Here is an 18,440-nt window from a genome sequence, read left to right as displayed (position 1 = left end):
GAGATGAGGACTTACTTTGAAAGGAAAGTCAGGGAGGGCAAGAGCAAAATGAGCGTCTTAAATGCCGTAAGAAATAAGCTACTCCACCAGATCGTGGCGGTTATAAAGAGAGGCACCCCCTATGAGATCAGATTGGATAAAATTTAGAGCGAAACCCTTGCTTTCATCATAGATTTCCTTTTGGTCATTTCATTTTTCTTTAAATGCACACCAACGGTCTCGTATAAACAACGTGCTATGCCGTCGGCCGTAGCATGATGTTTATACAATGTTGGCGGGAGTGATTTTGCAAGGATTGAACAACTAATATTTTCTTGTTATATCTATTATTCTGATTGAATTTGAGATATTATTAATTTGCTGTTGATTTAAATCATGCCTCAAAGTCTTGCTATCATCTCCTTGTCCACTTTGAAACTGATTAACGAATTTTCTATAACTGTTAAGTTTTTGTTCTGGAAGCCAGTCTAACTTTACAGTCATTTCTTCTCTAGACATTTTAGCTAGTTCAATAAATTCGCTAAGTTCTGTAGTTATACTCTTGATTGATGAAAGGTCGGGATTTACTATTTCACCTTGTTTTAGTATTTTTTTATCTAAATATTCATAAACTATCTTATGATTTTTTATTCCTGACTCTAGTAATTCATAACCAGAAGTTTCATTATTAAATAAGCCTTCTTTAGCTATTTCATAAATATAAGTCCTTCTTTCGTCGTGCATTTCGTCCGAACTGTATGTCTCTGGATGATTTTCTAAATCTGAAAATTCCATTCTATGGACATCAAGAGTCGCATATGTTAGTCTCGTATCTTCATTTAAATTTCGTAGCCCTCCCTTAGTAATATCTATTGCATGAGCTACAGAATACTTAAAGTAGTCAAATCCAATATTCATTAATAATAATCTTTGGCTTACTCTATAAGTATCTGTAGGATGTTGATTAATAGCTTTAGAAGTAAACAAGTACCCTAAACTGGTAATCAGTATATTATCTTCTAAGTTATCTGACATTTGCTCTACTAACATTAGAATGAATGTGCCTCCCAATAATTTGAAATCATCAATTGAATTTAGAATACTTACATCTGACTTTATTGCATGTAAGATTTCGATATATTGGACTTGGGCAGTATCTAAATCTTCATTCTCTATGTTGTCAACTGCTTTTTTGCAAAGATTTACTAATTCTAAAGAAGTCATGTTGAATTGGTTAAAAGTTGTCTATAAACTTAATTTTATGTTTTTTCATTACCGCCAACGGTCTCGTATAAACAACGTGCAAGGCCGTCGGCCGTGGCATGATGTTTATACAATGTTACAAGCTGTTATTTTAAGTACACAATTTCTTCTTTCCTTGCTTTAAGTTTATTTTTTATTGTGTCCTCCTTACAAAGCATTAATTGGTTATAGATATATTTCATTACTTTTTTAGGTAGAGTATAGAGGAATTTTTTAGTTACTTTGGAATAAACGTCACCTGTATAAAGATTTAATTTTTCTGGTTCATCCCGCCTATCTGCATGAGGGTCACTAGGGAAAATATCATCTGGGTCATTCTTGTGAATTTTCCATATGCCATTTTGTTTTATTTGTTTTTCTAATAGCATTCTTTTCCCGTCTGTAGTTATTTCATCATAATCAGGGATTTCAAATTCAAGAAATTCTTCTTCTTCAACCATTTTGCTCTGCGTTTTTAAAGTCTGTGAAACGGCTTTTTACTTTAATGGATAGCTGTTGTCTACCTGCTTCACTATCATCTTTGAATTCTCTCTTAAGTGGATTAAATGAATATTTTTCTAGAAAGAATAGATTTTCTAAATCCCAGATAATCTTGCTTTTAACTTCATTGACTAAAGCGTCAAATTCTTCTGTCCACTTGTTATCATGATACAGCTTTTTTACATCTTTTAGAATCCTGAACTGTTGATTAGTCGAGAAGTCAATTTGATTTTCTTGTTCTTGTGTTATCATATTTTTTTTAATTGCTTGTAACGGCTTGGCTAAACGACGGCGAAGGCCGTCGGCCGAGATGACGTTTAGCTCTTGTTAGCCAAAGTTTTTCTTTTCGAGTTCTGCAACGTCTTTCTGTTTTTGGCCTGATTTCCAAAAACGAGGCCGAAAACAGCTTGCCGAGCGCAATCCATTCATTTTTCCGTCCTTTTGTTTTTGGCTTCATTTCGGAAAAACAGGCCGAAAACGCCAATCCGTCCGTTTGCACGCGTTGCTGATAAATTCTTTTGCGCAAACGCAGCGTCAATTCCTCTTTTGCTGATTGAAGTCGGGCGGCATTCCCGACTTTCGAAAAGCTAACTCAAACTTTTGCCAGATTTTTAATTTTTCGCTTCTGCTACACTTGCCGATAATTTTTACTGCAAGGCGAAAAGAGCGGTTCTTCATGTTTTAAATTTTGGCTAACGGACTGGTATAAAAAACGTGCTAGGCCGTCGGCCGTAGCATGATTTTTATACAATGTTGTGTGACGTTTTTCTTATTTACCAAAATATTTCTTCATAGTCTGTTCATCTTTTTTGAAACGCAATTTAGCTGTGGCATCCAATTCTTTACTATTGTAGAGTTCTAAACATATGTCCATTATTCTTTTCCCATCCATTCCTTCTGCTACACGTCCATCTCTATCGATTGAATCAAGTCGGATTTTATTACTTGCAGACTTGGCTATGCTGTCTATTATTTTCCCTTCTCCATATAAATAATCTGGATATCTGCAGCTTGCATCTTTACTCTGTAAGTTCAATTGCTTGTTATTACCGTACTCTACACAATTGCAGAAAGCGAGAGTTTTAAAACTTTCAATAAAAGCTGTTTTGGATGATTTAGAGTATTTGTTCCCTTCCCAACCTCCATATTTGGCTCGACAGCTTGCAAGTAGAGTGGTTATGATTATAACTGCTAATGAATAATTGAATTTCATATTTTATTTTAAATGACACACAACGGACTAGTATAAACGGCGGCGGAGGCCGTCGGCCGATGCTGGCGTTTATACAGTGTTGGCAAGCGTTTTTCTTTCTCTTTGTCTGATATGCTTAAGCTATTTATAAAAGATATAGAAAAAGTGAACTAGGCTTTAAGATAGCAACAAAGAACTTCTTTCTATTTAGTTGAAAGTTCTTTCAAGTTCTCATGACTAGAAGCTTCCATTAAGCTTTTCAATACTATTTCTATCTTGCTCTTGAATATTTCTTCATACCCTCCTAGCATATTTGGAACAATTAGCAAGTCGCTATTATTGCCAGAATAATCTTGCAAGCGGTATCTAATCATTTGCTTCTGGGGATAATTGTAATCGCATGTGCCAAATGTCTGTAAGTCAATCACCCGCCAACCATTATATTCAAGAAAAGCCTCTTCATTATTAAAGTCATGTACCAGTAGTTCAAAATTTGGCTTTAAATAGACATTTCCGCCCATTGTTACATGGGTTTTACAGAAATAATAAAAAGTATAAATGAAGAACTGACTTGAGTTATACCTTTCATGAATGTCGCCACTTTCAGTTAATTTTAAGCTACTATCAAGAATATACTTTTTTATCGTTATTTCTCTTTCATCGTAAAAGTGCTTTTCATTTTTAATTCTATCTATTGTTTCTTTTACAGTATCCATTTTTATCTATTTAAAGTTTTAAAAGATTATATGTTTTAAATGTTTGCCAACGGTTAGTGTAAGCGGCGGCGAAGGCCGTCGGCCGAGATGCCGTTTACACAATGTTGGTAGTAGTTATTTTATCTTCTTTAGAATTGATTCTGCTTCAAAGTCATAGCCTTTCATTCTGCTTTTTACCTTAAAGAAGTCACCGTTTATTTCTATCACTTCATTATATAACGTATCGCTGTTTGATTCGGGATACAAATCAGTTCCCTTAGTCACTTTTCTGTTAAATAAGATATAGGAGCAGTCGTCCAGCCATTCAATATCAAATTCGCTTATTGTTCCAGTCCTACTAATGTTTTCTATCTGTTTATTACCTTTTCTTGTAATTGTATGGCTACTACCATCCTCACTATTTAATTCAAAAGTTCCTTTTTTAAAATCCTTACATTCATTTTTCAGATTAAATGAAAGAAAGGTTAGTGACAAAACTATCAAGGAAGATATTCTCATATTTTTTTTATTTTTAATTACTACCAACGGTCTCGTGTAGACAGCGTACGAGGCCGTCGGCCGAAGTATGGTGTTTACACAATGTTAGACAAAGTTATTTTATATTCCATCTCCAATCATCCCATTCTTCTCGGTATTTAATCGGTAGTTCAAATTGATGTTTAGAAGGCTCAGTAATTCTTAAAGTTAAATCTTGACCTGCCTTAGCTAAATTTGCATAGTGATTGTTTATACTATTTTTTAACCAAATATACTCATTGTGTAAAAGCAAAGTATTATGAAACATATCTATCCAATCATCAAAAGATAAGTATTTCAGCTGTGAAGCAACATCATTTTCAATAAAATTATTTGGATGAATATTTCTATTTTGGAAAGAATAATTTGAATGTGCAATTGAGTTTCTAATTTGAGTTTTATATGAATCCTTTATTGTTTGGTATAAGATTGGTGATATATCTTTAACTTTATCTCTTATGTCTTTTCTAATTATTTCTTGCCTGGTTCCATGACCTTCTTTGTCTCTATTAGATTCAGAAATTTTGAAGTGCCACTCATATGGATTGCCATTTAAAATAGTAACAAACTGATACAAATTTTTAATAATTAAATCTGCTTCCCAAAACTTGAGATAAATAAGCATTTCAATTTGTATTGAGAATTCTTCTATTTGAATATATTCATCTATTATTTCTCTTCTGTCAGGTCGCCATTTTACTTCATTAAGATATTCAGAATGCGTTAGTTGTACAATGCTATTGTCCCTATATGCATGGATAAAGCTATAATGAGTAGACTCTGAATGGCCTATATCTCCAGGGCCTATTACATATGGTATAGTCTTAGGCATGTTTGGATTTTCTAATGGTTTGAAAAATCCATTAATAACTATTAGTAAAAGGTCTGTTGGAAAGGATTGATTTTGCAGAGCTAGATTTAAAAGCCTTTCAAATTCTGGATGAAGTAAGTTCTTCTTCATCTCAAGTATGTCTTTAAAAATCATATATTTAATTTTGTCTAACGGCTAGTATAAAAAACGTGCTAGGCCGTCGGCCGTAGCATGATTTTTATACAATGTTAGAGCTTAGTTTTTTTTCTGCGCCCAAAGTAATGTATTTAAATATTTGCAAGAAGTTTTTTTGAATTGTGAATTATTTGAACCTCCCCATATTTTTGATATGTATTCCAATTTTCGCTATTGGACATTCTGTCTCCAGTATTAAGTCCATAGTCCTTTTGAGTATTGGAAACAATATCAGTTAAATCAATCTTTGCCTTAGCCTTTTCATTAAGTGCAAGATAAGATTTTGCCCTTAGGTAAAGAGCATCAGGGCTTTTGTGTAATTTCAAATTATGATTTATGTTTTCAATAGCATTTGCAAAATCATTTAAAGCATAATTGCATTCTGCAATATAATAGTAAAGAAACATTTCATTTCTCGCTAGCTTCCATTTAACGCATTTCTCAAATAAGTTAAGCGCTAAAGCATAATTCCCATTGTCTTTTGCAAGTTTTGCAATTGAGTCAAAAGTTAAATCTAATCCTTGCTTATAATTAATACCTAATAAAAAGCCTTTAATATATAATGATATAGCTGTATTATAATCATTTGATTCATGTCCTTCATAAAAGCAATTATCAGCATCTTCAAAGTCACTATAGAAGTCGTCCGTCCAAAAATTTGGCGATTGTTTGTTTTCTATAACATACAATTCATTATAAGATTCTAAAGTGCTAGTATTTATCACCTTCTGTAATAATCCAAGACTTATTGTAGCTTCGTTTTTTATTATATCTACAATATCTTGATTAGAATTTATTTTATACTTTCTATCCTTGATTACTATTTCATTACCTTCAATTTTAAAGTAATAAAACAAGGAAGCCGATAATTTTGAAAAGACATCGTATTTACCATTGGAGTAACCAAAAACAGTAGCTCCTTTTTTAAATACATTTTTATTATCTAATTCATTAAGAAAAGACTTGTAAACTTGATTATTCATATGTTTGCTTTAGCTGATGTTTATTTTTTAAAATTAGCTCTAACTACCGTATATACGTAAACATACGCTTATCTGCACTATAACTACTTCCAAACATACGGTTTACCCCCGTTTTTGACAGATAACCGTAACTGGGCTGCCGAATATACTATATAGACATCAATTATAACTAAATTCCTTACCAACAGCTAGAGCCTCTAATTCCGGTTACAGCTCCTATTTCCAAAAACAGCCATAAAACGTTTTCCTGCTTAGGCCGTGCGTGTTTCCGGCGCATGATGTGGTTTGCGGTGGGGAATGACCTGATGTGGTAAAACAATTACCTTACTGGCTTCACCCACCTAGGATTAACTCGGTTAACGCCATTGAGAGATTGGCTTTTCTAAAGTGCACAGATACCGCAGATGGGAATTCTATGATAACATAAAGGGCTTGCACCTCCCCATAAGAAAGAATGCAAGGTGCGCTACTATAAAGAGGCGCAATCAACAACTGCGCCTCTTCTGTTATTTGTAAGTAGTGTTAGCTCCCTTTGGCAGGACAATCTTTGGTTTGGGGGCTTTCTTCATATCCTCACCAAGGTAAAAACCCAGATGTGGTGGCTGATTGTAGGCAACATTCTGCCAGGCGATACTGAGCCGGTACTGAGGGTCGTGCATGAGGGTATAGAGACGGTGCTTTGTAGCAAGGACGGTTGTGTAAATGCGGAGTTCGTTGGTACCTGCACTGAGGATGAACTCTTCCCGCCAGTCGCCGAAGAGGTCAGCTGTCAGATTTGGATTTCCCCTTCCGTTGCCTCTTGCCCCACTGGCGCTGAAAATGGTGCCGCCTTTGTATTTACTGATTCTGCCGCCGCCCATCAGTTCACGGGTGAAATCACCGTCCCACCAAATCAGCCACGAGGCGGTAGGGGTAGGGCCAATTTTAGCTCCTTTCATGGAATGCAATCCCCCGGAGCCTGACCACCACATTTCGGCGCCAGCATTATCTGGGTCTATATTTTCTGCCACTCCTGCCCCCACATCGGTGTCAATGGCGCCTTTAAAGGACACTTCTCCGGTACGGGCACTATAAACGGTCACGCCGGGGCCGGCATCTTTCACATAGCCTGAGTCGCCTTTTGCATGATCTTCAATTTCATGGGGGCCAAACACTTCCAGTCCGGGCCGATCCAGGTCAAGGTCACTCACGTGGAGGGCATCGCCATGGCGGAAACCCGTAGAAAATAGTCCTTTTCCGTTGTCGTCTACTACCATGGAGCCATAGACAATTTCGTCTTTCCCATCCTCATCCACGTCAGCTACCGTCAGGTTGTGGTTTCCTTGACCGGAGAAAGGGTTTTTACCGTCTTTGGTGTCAAATACCCAGCGGGAGGTTAGTTTTCCGTTTCTATAATCCCAGGCGGCGAGCACGGTGCGTCCATAATACCCGCGGCACATGACCACGCTCGGCAATTTACCGTCCAGGTAGGCCGCACAGGCCAGGAAGCGGTCTACCCGGTTTCCGCTGTTGTCATTGCCCCCGTTTCCGCCGGGGCCGCCCCAGCCATCAGTAGGATAGCGGGAGGGGATGTAGTCCGTAGTGGCAAGCGCAGCTCCGGTCTGTCCATCAAACACGGTAAAGAACTCTGGCCCGTCCAGTACTTTGCCCAGGGTAGCGGGCTTTTTGCTGCGGTAGTCTTTTGTGGAGTCGCCAATTACTTTTCCTTGGCCATCTATGGTGCCATCGGCGGTTTTCATGGCCACTTCAGCCTTCCCGTCGCCGTCCAGATCCATCACTATAAATTGGGTATAGTGTTCGCCTTCGCGGATGTTGCGGCCCAGGTCAATAGTCCAAAGCAAGGTGCCGTTGAGCTTGTAGGCTTGTAGAATGGGTTTGTCAGTAAACCCATTGAAGGAGTTGTCCAATCCTTTGCCCACCTGGTGGAGCACCAGCTCGTATTCGCCGTCACCATCCAGGTCGCCAACCGATGTGTCGTGCGGTCTGTAACCGGCCGGCGTCTTCAGCGGAATGGATAGGTACTGGCTTACCGGTGCGTTGGCGGGGATAACAAAAGGTTTGCTTCCGGCGGTTTCTTTGCCATTCACAAGGGCTTTCACGGTGTAGGCTGTCTTTTGCGCCACGTCCGCTTTGGTGTCAATAAAATTGGTGCCGCCGGTTAGGGGTTGCGCATTCAGCTTTACCGGCTTCCCCGAACCTGTGGTGCGGTAGAGGTTGAAAGGCAGGTTTTCGGGCTCGGTCGCCAGCACACGCCAGCTAATGAAAACAGAATCAGGGGTATGCCGAACGGCTACCACCCCACGGTCTAGGTTTTCCATGACCCGCTGACCGTAAACCGAGGCGGTGGAGCAAAAAAAGAGCAGGTAAAAAAGTAGTTTTCTCATAAACTTAGCTAAGAAATAAGGGTTTACTCAGCGCAGAAGGTGGTAGCAATAGGGCGGAGGTAGATTCCTTGTAACTTCCAGCTACAAGGAACTTCTCCAGATCCTGCACCAATCTTTGAATTGGGCTTAGCGTTTCGGCTGACCTTGTGCACTTCATGGAATAATCTTAGGGAGAGGCCAGGGCAAAAAAGGAAGATCAAAAAACCGGCTGAAAAGAACGCATGTTTCTTTCAGCCGGCTGATTTAAAGAGATAGTATCGTTTTAGAAAAGTTTCTTCTTGTTAACGGTTACGTTCTTCCCTTTGAAATTATCTATGATGGAGGTGTTGATCTCCAGGTGGTTCTTCGCGGTTACATGAATGTTTTCAAACCTGAAGTCAGACAATTTATAACCGAAGCCTTTTGCAGGATTGATCTCCTTGGATGCCCCCACGTTGAAAAAGTTATCGCAATCCAGTTTTATGTTGCGCATGGTGATGTTGCGGATGTTGGATGTCCCCGCTACCTGTTCGCCTTTGAGGTCGAAGAACTGAGTCCAGGGCTGTATGAAGATGAAGTTGCCTATGTCATGGCCTTCAATGTCTTCTACCAGCACATGCTCGTAAATCTGAGGGGTGTCAGGGCGCATCTTGAACCAAAGCAAACGTTGGGCGTGGTTTATCTTGATCCGGCGCAAAATGATGTTGCGGTTATGGATAGACTCGCTGCCGAAGGTTAAGGCCCCGTGGCAGAATCCGTAGGTACAGTCTTCGATGATGATGTTTTGGTTGCCCCCGTTATTGGGATCTTTGTCGGCGCGCGGCCCTTTCCCGCCTTTCAGCGCTACGGCATCGTCATTGACCGACATGTAGCAGTTTTTGATGAGGACGTTTTTACAGGCGTCTATGTCCACGGCATCAGAACTTGGGGCTTTCACTGGTTCTTTGGGAGAGTAGATGTACAGATCCAGAAGCTTTACGTTTTCGCATTTATAAAGGTGAGTTGTCCAGAAAGGGGAGTTCACCAATCTTACCCCTGAAAGCTGGACATTCTTGCTGTGGGAGATGTAGACCAGCCTGGGTCGCATTTCATCCATGTTGGTGGTGCTGGGATTGAATTGCCGCCGTAGCCAGAATGATTTCCAGTAGCGCAGCCCGTTGCCGTCAATGGTTCCTTTGCCCGAGATGGTAAATCCGTCAAGGCCATCGGCATTCACCAGCGCAGCAAAATATTTCAGGGTTTGCCCCTCCATACGGGTCATGACCAGGGGGAAATTGCTGATATCATCACTGCCTTTCAGCCTGCCGCCTTCTTCCAGATGCAAGTGCGTGCCCTTCTTGAAAAACAGCGCACCACTCAGGAACGTCCCTTTGGGGATGATGACCACGCCGCCGCCGTTCTCATGGGCTTTGTCAATCACCGCCTGTAGAAGGGTTGTCTGGAGGACAGTACTATCGTTTTGGACATTATAGTCTGCAATATGGTACAGCTTGCCCAGTTTGGTGATATCGGTGGGTTTGTTTTGCCGGAACCAGTCCGGTATCGGGGTTCCATCTGGGAATACTTCCTTTGCAAGGGCCCTGAGATTCAGTGTGAGGGAAAGCAGGAGCAGCAGCGCGAGGCTGCATTTTTTTGTCATCATAAGAGTTTGTTTTCTAGGGGTAGCATGGTGCGGAACGTTGTCATGATTCCGCTGCCACCCGTTTATGGCTCAATATACCAAACTCTCTTTCGGTGAGAATCCTGTAGAATCCTGTACAGGCAGTTATTGGGCACCTGGGATAAAGGTTTTTTTAACGTTCTGGACAGAAACCAAAACAACATGCCAGATTTTGGCCAAGTGTTAGACGACAATGAAATGGCAGTGAAAAAGGAAAAGCAGCCTTAAAAGGCAAAGAAGCAATAGGGGCGTTAAGGGGGAATTTGGATTAGGTTTTTAGGCACCATACCTGTGGCTAGGAATTTCCTAGCCACAGGTATGGTGCCGATGTCTATGTTGTCCAGATTTGTTTTGGAAAATCTAACGTTAATTATAGGAATAGTAGGTGGCAGGCTTTATTCCAGTCTAGTTACAATCTAGTTGAAGTGGGCTGCAAGCTTTGAATTACAGTTGTCTTGGCTATTGTTTTTATACAGTGTTAATAGCTGTTAATATCGTGTTTTTCAACTGTCATCAATAAAGGTGATATTATGAAACTTAGTTTGTTAACAATCATTTAGAAACTGTTTAGAGTTTTATGCCTGTTTTCATAAAAGTAACCTAGAAACGGGTTACAAGCGGATGCTGGCGGCAGTGTATAAATAAACCCCTTGTTTTTGGCCTGTTTTCATAAAAACAAGCCAAGAATGGTGGCATAATCAGACACTTGCACCAGAGGAATTGCTTTAAAGGGCGATTAGTGAAAACTCTAAACAGGTTTTTATTTAAAATATTAGTCACCAAAGTTATTTGACAGCAAACTGTCTAATTGCTTAAGGTCTGATATTAAATCAAGATGGTTTTGAGTTATTGATAATTCAGACTCGTTTTTCTGCAATAACTTTTTTAATTCAATCATTTGAAAGTAAAATGATTGGGATTGTAGTTCAATTTGTAGTAGCGCTAACTTTCTTTCAATGTCAATCTTTTTTTGTTTAACCACATTGATTATTTCAATAGCCGAATCAAAATCAACTTCCTTTTGTTCGAGGGATTTTAAAAGTCCGCATTCAAATTTGGCGCATTGTTTCGGCCTTTTAGAATAAATAGTGCAGCCATTACAATATTTTTTGCAGGGTTGAAGAAAGAAACCCTCCCCATTTGTATTCTCAATATCTATTACATCTCTCAATAAAGGCAACTCTTCACGGCCAACCTGTACAAAACCAATCACGGTACCCTCACAACAGAGTCCACAAGACAAACAGATATTTGTTGAATCATTCATGTTTTCAGATTTTAAACCCCTTTGTAACGTACTCCTTCAAAGAACATCTTCTATTTCCAGCATTGAGTAAACACATTTGTTGTGCGCATTGAGTTTGTGAACAATTCTAAGTAAATTTAAGTATTTGGTCATACTTAAATTTTATGGTTTGTCGGTTTGCTTTCTGCTAACTAGTAGTTAAATGGTGTTATTCGGGTTATCAGGACTATCCCAAACATGAAACTTCCTGTTTGTTGCCAATATTGACAGATACCTGGAACTACACAGCCCAATATAATACTTAGTTTTTCCAATCATCAAGAAAAAAAAAACCATTTCCGCTTTAAGCCTACTTTCCCAAAAACAGCCCCAAAACACCTCCCTACTTCAACCTGCCATTCTTCCGGCGCATGATCTCCTGCACGGGCACATTCTCAATCTTGCTTTCCAGCCAGGAGATGATATCCAAGTACAGGAAAGGCCGTCGCTCAAAGGGGTTCTGGGAAATGGCGATGAGTTTTTCTTTGAGGGTGATAAAGGCCTCCTTCACCTGGTAAGGCGCAATGTTGCCCACGGTACGCAGGAACTTGAAAATCTCTACCTGCATTTGCTGCTGGTTGTCCATCTTGCCCAGGAAATGGTACACCGTCCTGATCTGGTAATCCAGGGTGTCGTCATCGTAACCGGCCTCGTAGTGGGCAATCAGGTTCAGGATACGCGCGAAGCACTGCAGATCCTCGCGCAGGCTGGTGTTGCGGTGGTGGATGACCTTGTTCAGGTACTCAATGGCTTTCTTGAAATCGCCGGAGCCAAAGTACAGGCTGGCAATTTTGTAGTAGAACACCAGCATGCGGTGCGGGTCTAACTGCGCCTGAAACCCTTCCAGGTTCTTCAACACGCCCGGAATCACCTGCAGGCCTTCGGTGAACTTGCCTTCCAGAAAGTAGGCGTTGATTTTATTGGTGGTAATGTAAAGGAACAGCAGCGTTTCTACGTTGGGGTTGGTTCGCCGCGAGGTATCTGCCGCGTATGCCTCCAATTGCTGCAGTACCTGGGTGAATTTAGAATAGTACAGGAGGTTGTAGAGCGAGTTGAGCAGGTTGTGCATGCCTTTGATGTAGAGCACCGGCCGCCGCTCCTTCATGTGCGGGTACTCGTCAAACAAATCCACCCACTTCTGCGCGTAGCGGTAACACGCCTTGAAATCCTGAATCATGAGGTAATACCACACGTGCGCCTGGTGGTCATACAGTTTCTCATAAAACCCAGCCCGCCGCATGTCTATTTTGGGCAGGTTTTCCTGAAAGAAGGCCGAAATCGAATGATAGTCCTCCTGGCTTCGGGCCAGGCCCACTTTCAGGTACAGCCCGTAGAGGCGCAAGGCCACGTTGGAGAGTTGGTGCATCTGGGAAAGGTGCGAAGAGAGCGCGGTGGCTTCCTGGCTTAAGTCCTCGGCGCGGCCCTGCAGACTGCGCGTAATATATTGGCTTTCAATCAGTTTCTCAAAGTCCAGCGCCGTAAGTGCGATGTGCGGCAACTCATATTCCAGCGCCGTCACCTTCACCTTGTCCAGCATTTTCAGGCTCTGTTGGTAGAAGCCCTTGTTATATAAGACCCGCGCGTAGTCTAGCTGCTCATGCAGTTGAATGTCCAGGTTTTGGGGGGCGTGGTACGCCCGAAGGCTGGAAAGCAGGTGTTTGTACAGGTTGTTCTTCAGGTTAGCCAACTGCGCCTTCTTCAGGCTGGGCACCTGCTTCAGAATCTGGGTTTCATTCAACGTCTCCAACTGGTCTAGCGCATCAAACAACTGCAGAAACTTCAAGTCCTCACTAGAGCCGCTTCGGTTGGTAAACAGCCTGAAGTGCCGCTTTTCTGAAGGCGTCAACGATTTTATCAACTGAAAAATAGGGTCAATATTCTGGTTAGGCATTGTAGGAGAAAGGATGTTAAAATATTGATTTTCAGAATGATGTATAATTAAATAGAGGCCTTGGAAATAGTAGAAGAGGCAAAAATAATTTTTTGTTTCCGTAGTAGTACGCGCTTCTTTGCATCAGAACAAGTAGCCAAATAAACGATGTCAGCCCAGAAGATACAAATATTTGATACAACGCTGCGCGACGGGGAACAAGTACCCGGGTGCAAGTTGAACATGGAAGAGAAGTTGGTCATTGCACGGCAACTGGAGCTTCTGGGGGTAAACGTGATTGAGGCAGGCTTCGCGGTTTCCAGCCCCGGCGACTTTGCCGCCATCCAGGCCATTGCCGCGCAAACCAAGGAAGCCACCGTCTGCGGACTCTCCCGCGCCGTGGAAAACGACATCAAGGTGGCCGCCGAGGCCTTGAAAGGTGCCCGTTATCCCCGCATCCATACCGGTATAGGTACGTCAGATTCGCACGTGAAATTCAAGCTGCGCACCACCCAGGCCGATGTGATTGAGCGTGCCGTCTGGGCCGTGAAATACGCCAAAAGCTTTGTGGAAGACGTGGAATTCTATGCCGAGGATGCGGGTCGTACCGATAACGAGTTCCTGGCCCGCGTGTGCGAAGCCGCCATCAAGGCCGGGGCCACCGTGCTCAACATCCCAGACACCACCGGCTATTGCCTGCCCGAGGAATACGGCGCAAAAATCAAATATCTGTATGAAAACGTGCGCGGCGTGCAAAACGTGACGCTTTCCACCCACTGCCACAATGACCTGGGCTTGGCTACCGCCAACTCTATTGCGGGCGTGGTGAACGGGGCGCGCCAGATTGAGTGTACCATCAATGGGGTAGGGGAGCGTGCCGGTAACACGGCCCTGGAGGAAGTCGTCATGATTCTCCGTCAGCACCCGTACCTGAACCTGGACACCAGCGTGAACACCCGCCTGCTTACCGAGACCTCGCACCTGGTTTCGCACATGATGCGCATGCACGTGCAGCCCAACAAAGCCATTGTGGGCGCCAACGCTTTTGCGCACTCCAGCGGTATCCACCAGGACGGCGTTATCAAGCACCGCGAAACCTACGAGATCATTGACCCCAAAGAAGTTGGTGCCGAGGATTCTTCCATTGTCTTAACCGCCCGCTCCGGCCGCGCCGCCCTGGCGTACCGCATGCAAAAGTTGGGTTATGCCCTGGAAAAATCTTCCTTAGACAAAGCATATGCCGCCTTCCTAGAGGTAGCCGACAGAAAGAAAGAAGTAGTAGACGAAGACCTTCATTTGATGGTGGAGCAGGATAACCTGGTTTCGGCCAATTAAACCCCCTTCCTGTCCTCCTGAAAAGAACTTGTGGGCGAACGGCAGTAGCGAACAAGAAGCGCTTTTCTAGCTCGCCCACAAGATCTTTCCAAGATGACAAAGGTGAGAACACAACACAACAATGGCAAAGACATTATTAGATAAGATTTGGGACGCCCACGTAGTGAAGTCCATTCCGGGAGCGGGATTAGACGTGTTTTACATTGATAAACACTTAATACACGAAGTAACCAGTCCGCAGGCCTTTGATGAGATTGAAGCCCGTGGCTTGCCCTTGTTCCGCAAAAAGCAGATGGTGGCTACCGCCGACCATAACGTGCCCACCAAAAACCAGCACCTTCCCATTGAGGAGCCGCTTTCCCGTTTCCAGGTAGACAAACTCACCCAGAACTGCGCCAAACACAACATTGAACTGTACGGCTTAGGCCACCAGCACCAAGGCATTGTGCACGTCATCGGCCCAGAGTTAGGCTTGACCCAGCCCGGCATGACCATCGTGTGCGGCGACAGCCATACGTCTACCCACGGTGCCTTCGGAGCCATCGCCTTCGGGATTGGTACGAGCCAGGTGGCACAGGTAATGGCCTCGCAGACTTTGCTGTTGAGCAAACCGAAAAGTATGCGCATTACGGTAGAAGGAGCGGTAAAACCAGGTGTCACCGCCAAAGACATCATCCTCTACGTGATTTCAAAACTGGGTACCGGTGGTGCCACGGGTTACTTTGTGGAATACGCCGGCAGCGCGTTCAGGGCCCTGAGCATGGAAGGGCGCATGACGGTCTGCAACATGAGCATTGAAATGGGAGCCCGCGGCGGCATGATCGCCCCAGACCAAACCACTTTTGACTACCTGAAAGGCCGTCCGTTCGCGCCGCAAGGCGAGCGTTGGGAGCAGGCCGTTGCTTATTGGTCTACTCTGTTCACCGAGGAAGGCGCTTCTTTTGAGAAAGAATACACTTTTGATGCACAGGATATTGCGCCGATGATTACGTTCGGGACGAACCCCGGCATGGGCATGGCCATTGACGCGGTTATCCCCACAGATGTTCCGGTGAGTGAGCAGGCCAGCTACAGCAAATCTTTGAAGTACATGGGTTTTGCCCCCGGTGAGTCTTTGCTGGGCAAGCAGATTGATTACGTGTTCATCGGGTCTTGTACCAACTCCCGCATTGAAGATTTGCGGCAAGTAGCCAAGTACGTGCAGGGCAAACAGAAAGCCCCGCACGTAGAGGCCATCATTGTGCCGGGTTCCAAACTGGTGGAAAAGCAAGCCATGGAAGAAGGCATTGACAAGGTGCTGGCTGCCGCAGGTTTTGAACTACGCGAGCCGGGCTGTAGCGCCTGCCTGGCCATGAACGAAGACAAGATTCCGGCCGGTGCGTACTGCGTTTCTACCTCTAACCGCAATTTTGAAGGCCGCCAGGGGCCCGGTTCCCGCACCTTGTTGGCCAGTCCGCTGGTGGCCGCCATCACCGCCGTGGAAGGAAAGATTGTGGACATCACCCACTACCTGAACTAGAATAGAGAAGCACGCATTCCGTCCCCCTTTGAAGGGGGTAGGGGGATGACGAGGACGTTTGAAGAAGTAACAGCAGTTGCAAAGCAGATGAAAAATGATTCTCGGGAATGCCTAATCAGCACGAGAAAACATCCCCCAACCCCCTTCAAAGGAGGACGCAGAAGTAAAACATTTAAAATGAATGGAAAAGTTTGAGATACTTCAATCCACGGCGGTTCCGCTCCCGATTGAGAACATAGATACCGACCAGATCATCCCGGCCCGCTTTTTAAAGGCTACTTCGCGCGAAGGCTTCGGAGAGAACCTTTTCCGCGATTGGCGCTTTGACAACGCAGGTCAGCCTAAAGCCGATTTCGTGCTGAACAACGGGCGTTACAGCGGGCAGATTCTGGTGGCGGGCAAGAACTTCGGGTGCGGGTCAAGTAGAGAACACGCGGCCTGGGCCATCCATGATGCCGGGTTCAAAGTAGTCATCTCCAGCTTCTTCGCCGATATCTTCAAAGGCAATGCGCTGAACAATGGCTTGTTACCATTGCAGGTGTCAGATGAAGTGCTGGCCAGATTATTCGCCCAGCTAGAGGCAGACCCGCAGACTACGTTGGTAGTGAACTTGGTGAATCAGGAATTAGAAGTGCCGGTGTGGGAAGAGCGCATTCCGTTTGCCATTGACGCCTACAAAAAAGAGTGTATGATCAATGGCTATGATGACATTGATTTTTTAGTGAACCAGAAAGAAGCGATAGAGCAATACGAAAAAAGCAGACCATGGGCGTATTAACCAAAAGAATAGCCGTATTACCCGGCGACGGAATTGGGCCGGAAGTGTGTGCCGAGGCCCTGAAGGTATTGGAGGCTGTTTCTGAGCGGTTCGGGCACCAGTTTGAACTGGACGTGCAACTGATGGGGGCCTGCGCCATTGACGCCACTGGCGACCCGCTGCCGGAGTCTACCCTACAGGCCTGCTTTGAGGCCGATGCTATTTTGTTAGGTGCCATAGGAGACCCCAAGTACGACCACAACCCCGCCGCCAAAGTGCGCCCCGAGCAAGGTTTGCTGCGCCTGAGAAAGTCGTTGGGTTTGTTCGCCAATATCCGTCCGGTGACGGCTTATGACGTGCTGTTGGAGCATTCGCCCCTGAAAGCGGATCGTATCAAAGGCGCCGACATGCTCATCTACCGCGAACTGACGGGCGGCATTTACTTCGGGGAGAAAGGCCGCACCGCAGACGGAGCCTATGACCACTGCACCTACACCAAAGAAGAAATCGTACGCATCGCGCACCTGGCATTCCAGTCGGCCACTACCCGCCGAGACAAGCTTACGCTGGTTGACAAGGCCAACGTGCTGGAAACCTCCCGGCTGTGGCGCGAGGTGGTACAGCAGATTGCCCCAGAATACCCATCGGTCGCCGTTGATTACCTGTTCGTGGACAACGCCGCCATGCAGCTGATCCTCAACCCCCGGCAGTTTGACGTGATCCTCACCGAGAACATGTTCGGGGACATCATCTCTGACGAAGCCTCGGTGATTGCGGGGTCGCTGGGCTTGTTGCCCTCGGCTTCGGTAGGGGAGACGGCGGCTTTGTTTGAACCCATCCATGGTTCTTTCCCGCAGGCGAAAGGAAAAGGCATTGCCAACCCCATCGCCACCATTCTATCGGTGGCCATGATGCTGGAGCATTTCGGGATGCAGGAAGAGGCAGACTTGGTGAAAGAAGCGGTTGACTACACCCTGGAGAAGAACGTGCTGACCCCTGAACTTAGAGCCGATCATCCTTTTACCACCGAGCAAGTGGGCGCTTTCATTGCCAACTACGTGCAGGAAGGCGGCGAAAGTTTCCGGCATTTGAAGAACATTGAAATTGGGCTGAGCACCATTATTTAAGACCTCACCCCCGGCCCCTCTCCCACGGAGAGGGGAGTTTGGGATATAGCGTATGCAGGCTGTTTTCTGGAAATGAGGCTTAAAACGCTAAACCTGTGAGGTTTTGAAAACCTCACAGGTTTAGGAACCTCCAACCTGGCGCGAGACTCCAGACTCGCCGGGAACCACGGGCAGAAACAAGGAGGAAGTCTGGAGACGCCACGCATCCATCGGCACAAGTCTGGAGACTCGCGCCAGTAGAAAAAAGAAAAAGGAATACTGTTTCCGGCCTGTTTTTCAGAAAGCAGGCTCAAAACGAAAAACCTCACAGGTTTCACCCAGAAATGGAAAGTGGTTTCTGCCCTCCTTTTCAGAAAACAGACTAAAAACGCATCATCCAAAACTCCCCT

The 18,440-nt window shown here is 44.4% G+C and carries 17 protein-coding genes; 4 read left to right on the top strand and 13 right to left on the bottom strand.

The window, feature by feature from the left end; all coding sequences use genetic code 11:
- Positions 1-303: 303 nt before the first annotated feature.
- The 13 genes from HHO50_RS20355 to HHO50_RS20295 form a co-directional block, all read right to left on the bottom strand.
- Positions 304-1,203 (bottom strand): hypothetical protein, encoded by a 900-nt coding sequence (locus tag HHO50_RS20355; protein WP_181308988.1) that lies wholly within the window; start codon positions 1,201-1,203, stop codon positions 304-306.
- Between the two features lie 125 nt (positions 1,204-1,328).
- Positions 1,329-1,682: a hypothetical protein gene (locus HHO50_RS20350; protein ID WP_181308987.1), complete on the bottom strand. Its 354-nt coding sequence runs from the start codon at positions 1,680-1,682 to the stop codon at positions 1,329-1,331.
- Complete coding sequence (locus HHO50_RS20345) at positions 1,675-1,974, bottom strand: hypothetical protein (protein WP_181308986.1); 300 nt, start codon at positions 1,972-1,974, stop codon at positions 1,675-1,677. Before HHO50_RS20345 ends, HHO50_RS20350 begins: the two co-directional genes overlap by 8 nt.
- 7 nt (positions 1,975-1,981) lie before the next feature.
- Complete coding sequence (locus tag HHO50_RS20340) at positions 1,982-2,260, bottom strand: hypothetical protein (RefSeq protein ID WP_181308984.1); 279 nt, start codon at positions 2,258-2,260, stop codon at positions 1,982-1,984.
- A 231-nt stretch (positions 2,261-2,491) separates the two neighbouring features.
- Complete coding sequence (locus HHO50_RS20335; RefSeq protein WP_181308982.1) at positions 2,492-2,935, bottom strand: hypothetical protein; 444 nt, start codon at positions 2,933-2,935, stop codon at positions 2,492-2,494.
- A 182-nt stretch (positions 2,936-3,117) separates the two neighbouring features.
- Complete coding sequence (locus HHO50_RS20330; protein WP_181308980.1) at positions 3,118-3,630, bottom strand: hypothetical protein; 513 nt, start codon at positions 3,628-3,630, stop codon at positions 3,118-3,120.
- 114 nt (positions 3,631-3,744) lie between these two features.
- A complete protein-coding gene (locus HHO50_RS20325; RefSeq protein ID WP_181308979.1) occupies positions 3,745-4,128 on the bottom strand; it encodes a hypothetical protein in 384 nt (127 codons plus the stop codon).
- A 94-nt stretch (positions 4,129-4,222) separates the two neighbouring features.
- Positions 4,223-5,131 (bottom strand): hypothetical protein, encoded by a 909-nt coding sequence (locus HHO50_RS20320; RefSeq protein WP_181308977.1) that lies wholly within the window; start codon positions 5,129-5,131, stop codon positions 4,223-4,225.
- 113 nt (positions 5,132-5,244) lie between these two features.
- Positions 5,245-6,135, bottom strand: a complete 891-nt coding sequence (locus tag HHO50_RS20315; RefSeq protein WP_181308975.1) for a tol-pal system YbgF family protein — start codon at positions 6,133-6,135, stop codon at positions 5,245-5,247.
- 506 nt (positions 6,136-6,641) lie between these two features.
- Positions 6,642-8,519 carry a rhamnogalacturonan lyase gene (locus tag HHO50_RS20310; RefSeq protein ID WP_181308973.1) on the bottom strand — a complete coding sequence of 626 codons (1,878 nt, stop codon included), beginning with the start codon at positions 8,517-8,519 and terminating at the stop codon, positions 6,642-6,644.
- A 262-nt stretch (positions 8,520-8,781) separates the two neighbouring features.
- Positions 8,782-10,140 (bottom strand): glycoside hydrolase family 28 protein, encoded by a 1,359-nt coding sequence (locus HHO50_RS20305; RefSeq protein WP_181308971.1) that lies wholly within the window; start codon positions 10,138-10,140, stop codon positions 8,782-8,784.
- A gap of 790 nt (positions 10,141-10,930) precedes the next feature.
- Entirely contained in the window at positions 10,931-11,425 is a 495-nt protein-coding gene (locus tag HHO50_RS20300) for a YkgJ family cysteine cluster protein (RefSeq protein WP_181308969.1), read from the bottom strand.
- 361 nt (positions 11,426-11,786) lie between these two features.
- Entirely contained in the window at positions 11,787-13,334 is a 1,548-nt protein-coding gene (locus HHO50_RS20295) for a hypothetical protein (RefSeq protein ID WP_181308967.1), read from the bottom strand.
- A 147-nt stretch (positions 13,335-13,481) separates the two neighbouring features.
- On the opposite strand from HHO50_RS20295, the gene HHO50_RS20290 reads away from it, so the two are divergent.
- The 4 genes from HHO50_RS20290 (at position 13,482) to leuB (ending at position 18,051) form a co-directional block, all read left to right on the top strand.
- The gene (locus HHO50_RS20290; RefSeq protein ID WP_181308966.1) at positions 13,482-14,648 is read left to right on the top strand and encodes a 2-isopropylmalate synthase; all 1,167 of its coding nucleotides are present in this window, start codon (positions 13,482-13,484) and stop codon (positions 14,646-14,648) included.
- 121 nt (positions 14,649-14,769) lie between these two features.
- Positions 14,770-16,167: a 3-isopropylmalate dehydratase large subunit gene (gene leuC, locus HHO50_RS20285; RefSeq protein ID WP_181308964.1), complete on the top strand. Its 1,398-nt coding sequence runs from the start codon at positions 14,770-14,772 to the stop codon at positions 16,165-16,167.
- Between the two features lie 181 nt (positions 16,168-16,348).
- A complete protein-coding gene (leuD, locus tag HHO50_RS20280; protein ID WP_181308962.1) occupies positions 16,349-16,945 on the top strand; it encodes a 3-isopropylmalate dehydratase small subunit in 597 nt (198 codons plus the stop codon).
- On the top strand, positions 16,933-18,051 hold the full coding sequence (leuB, locus tag HHO50_RS20275) for a 3-isopropylmalate dehydrogenase (protein WP_181308960.1): 1,119 nt from the start codon (positions 16,933-16,935) through the stop codon (positions 18,049-18,051). Before leuD ends, leuB begins: the two co-directional genes overlap by 13 nt.
- The last annotated feature ends 389 nt before the right edge of the window (positions 18,052-18,440 follow it).

Source organism: Rufibacter sp. XAAS-G3-1 (assembly GCF_013623775.1).
GTDB lineage: Bacteria > Bacteroidota > Bacteroidia > Cytophagales > Hymenobacteraceae > Nibribacter.
Note: the sequence above shows the minus strand (reverse complement) of the source record. Positions and strands in the feature narration are given on the sequence as shown.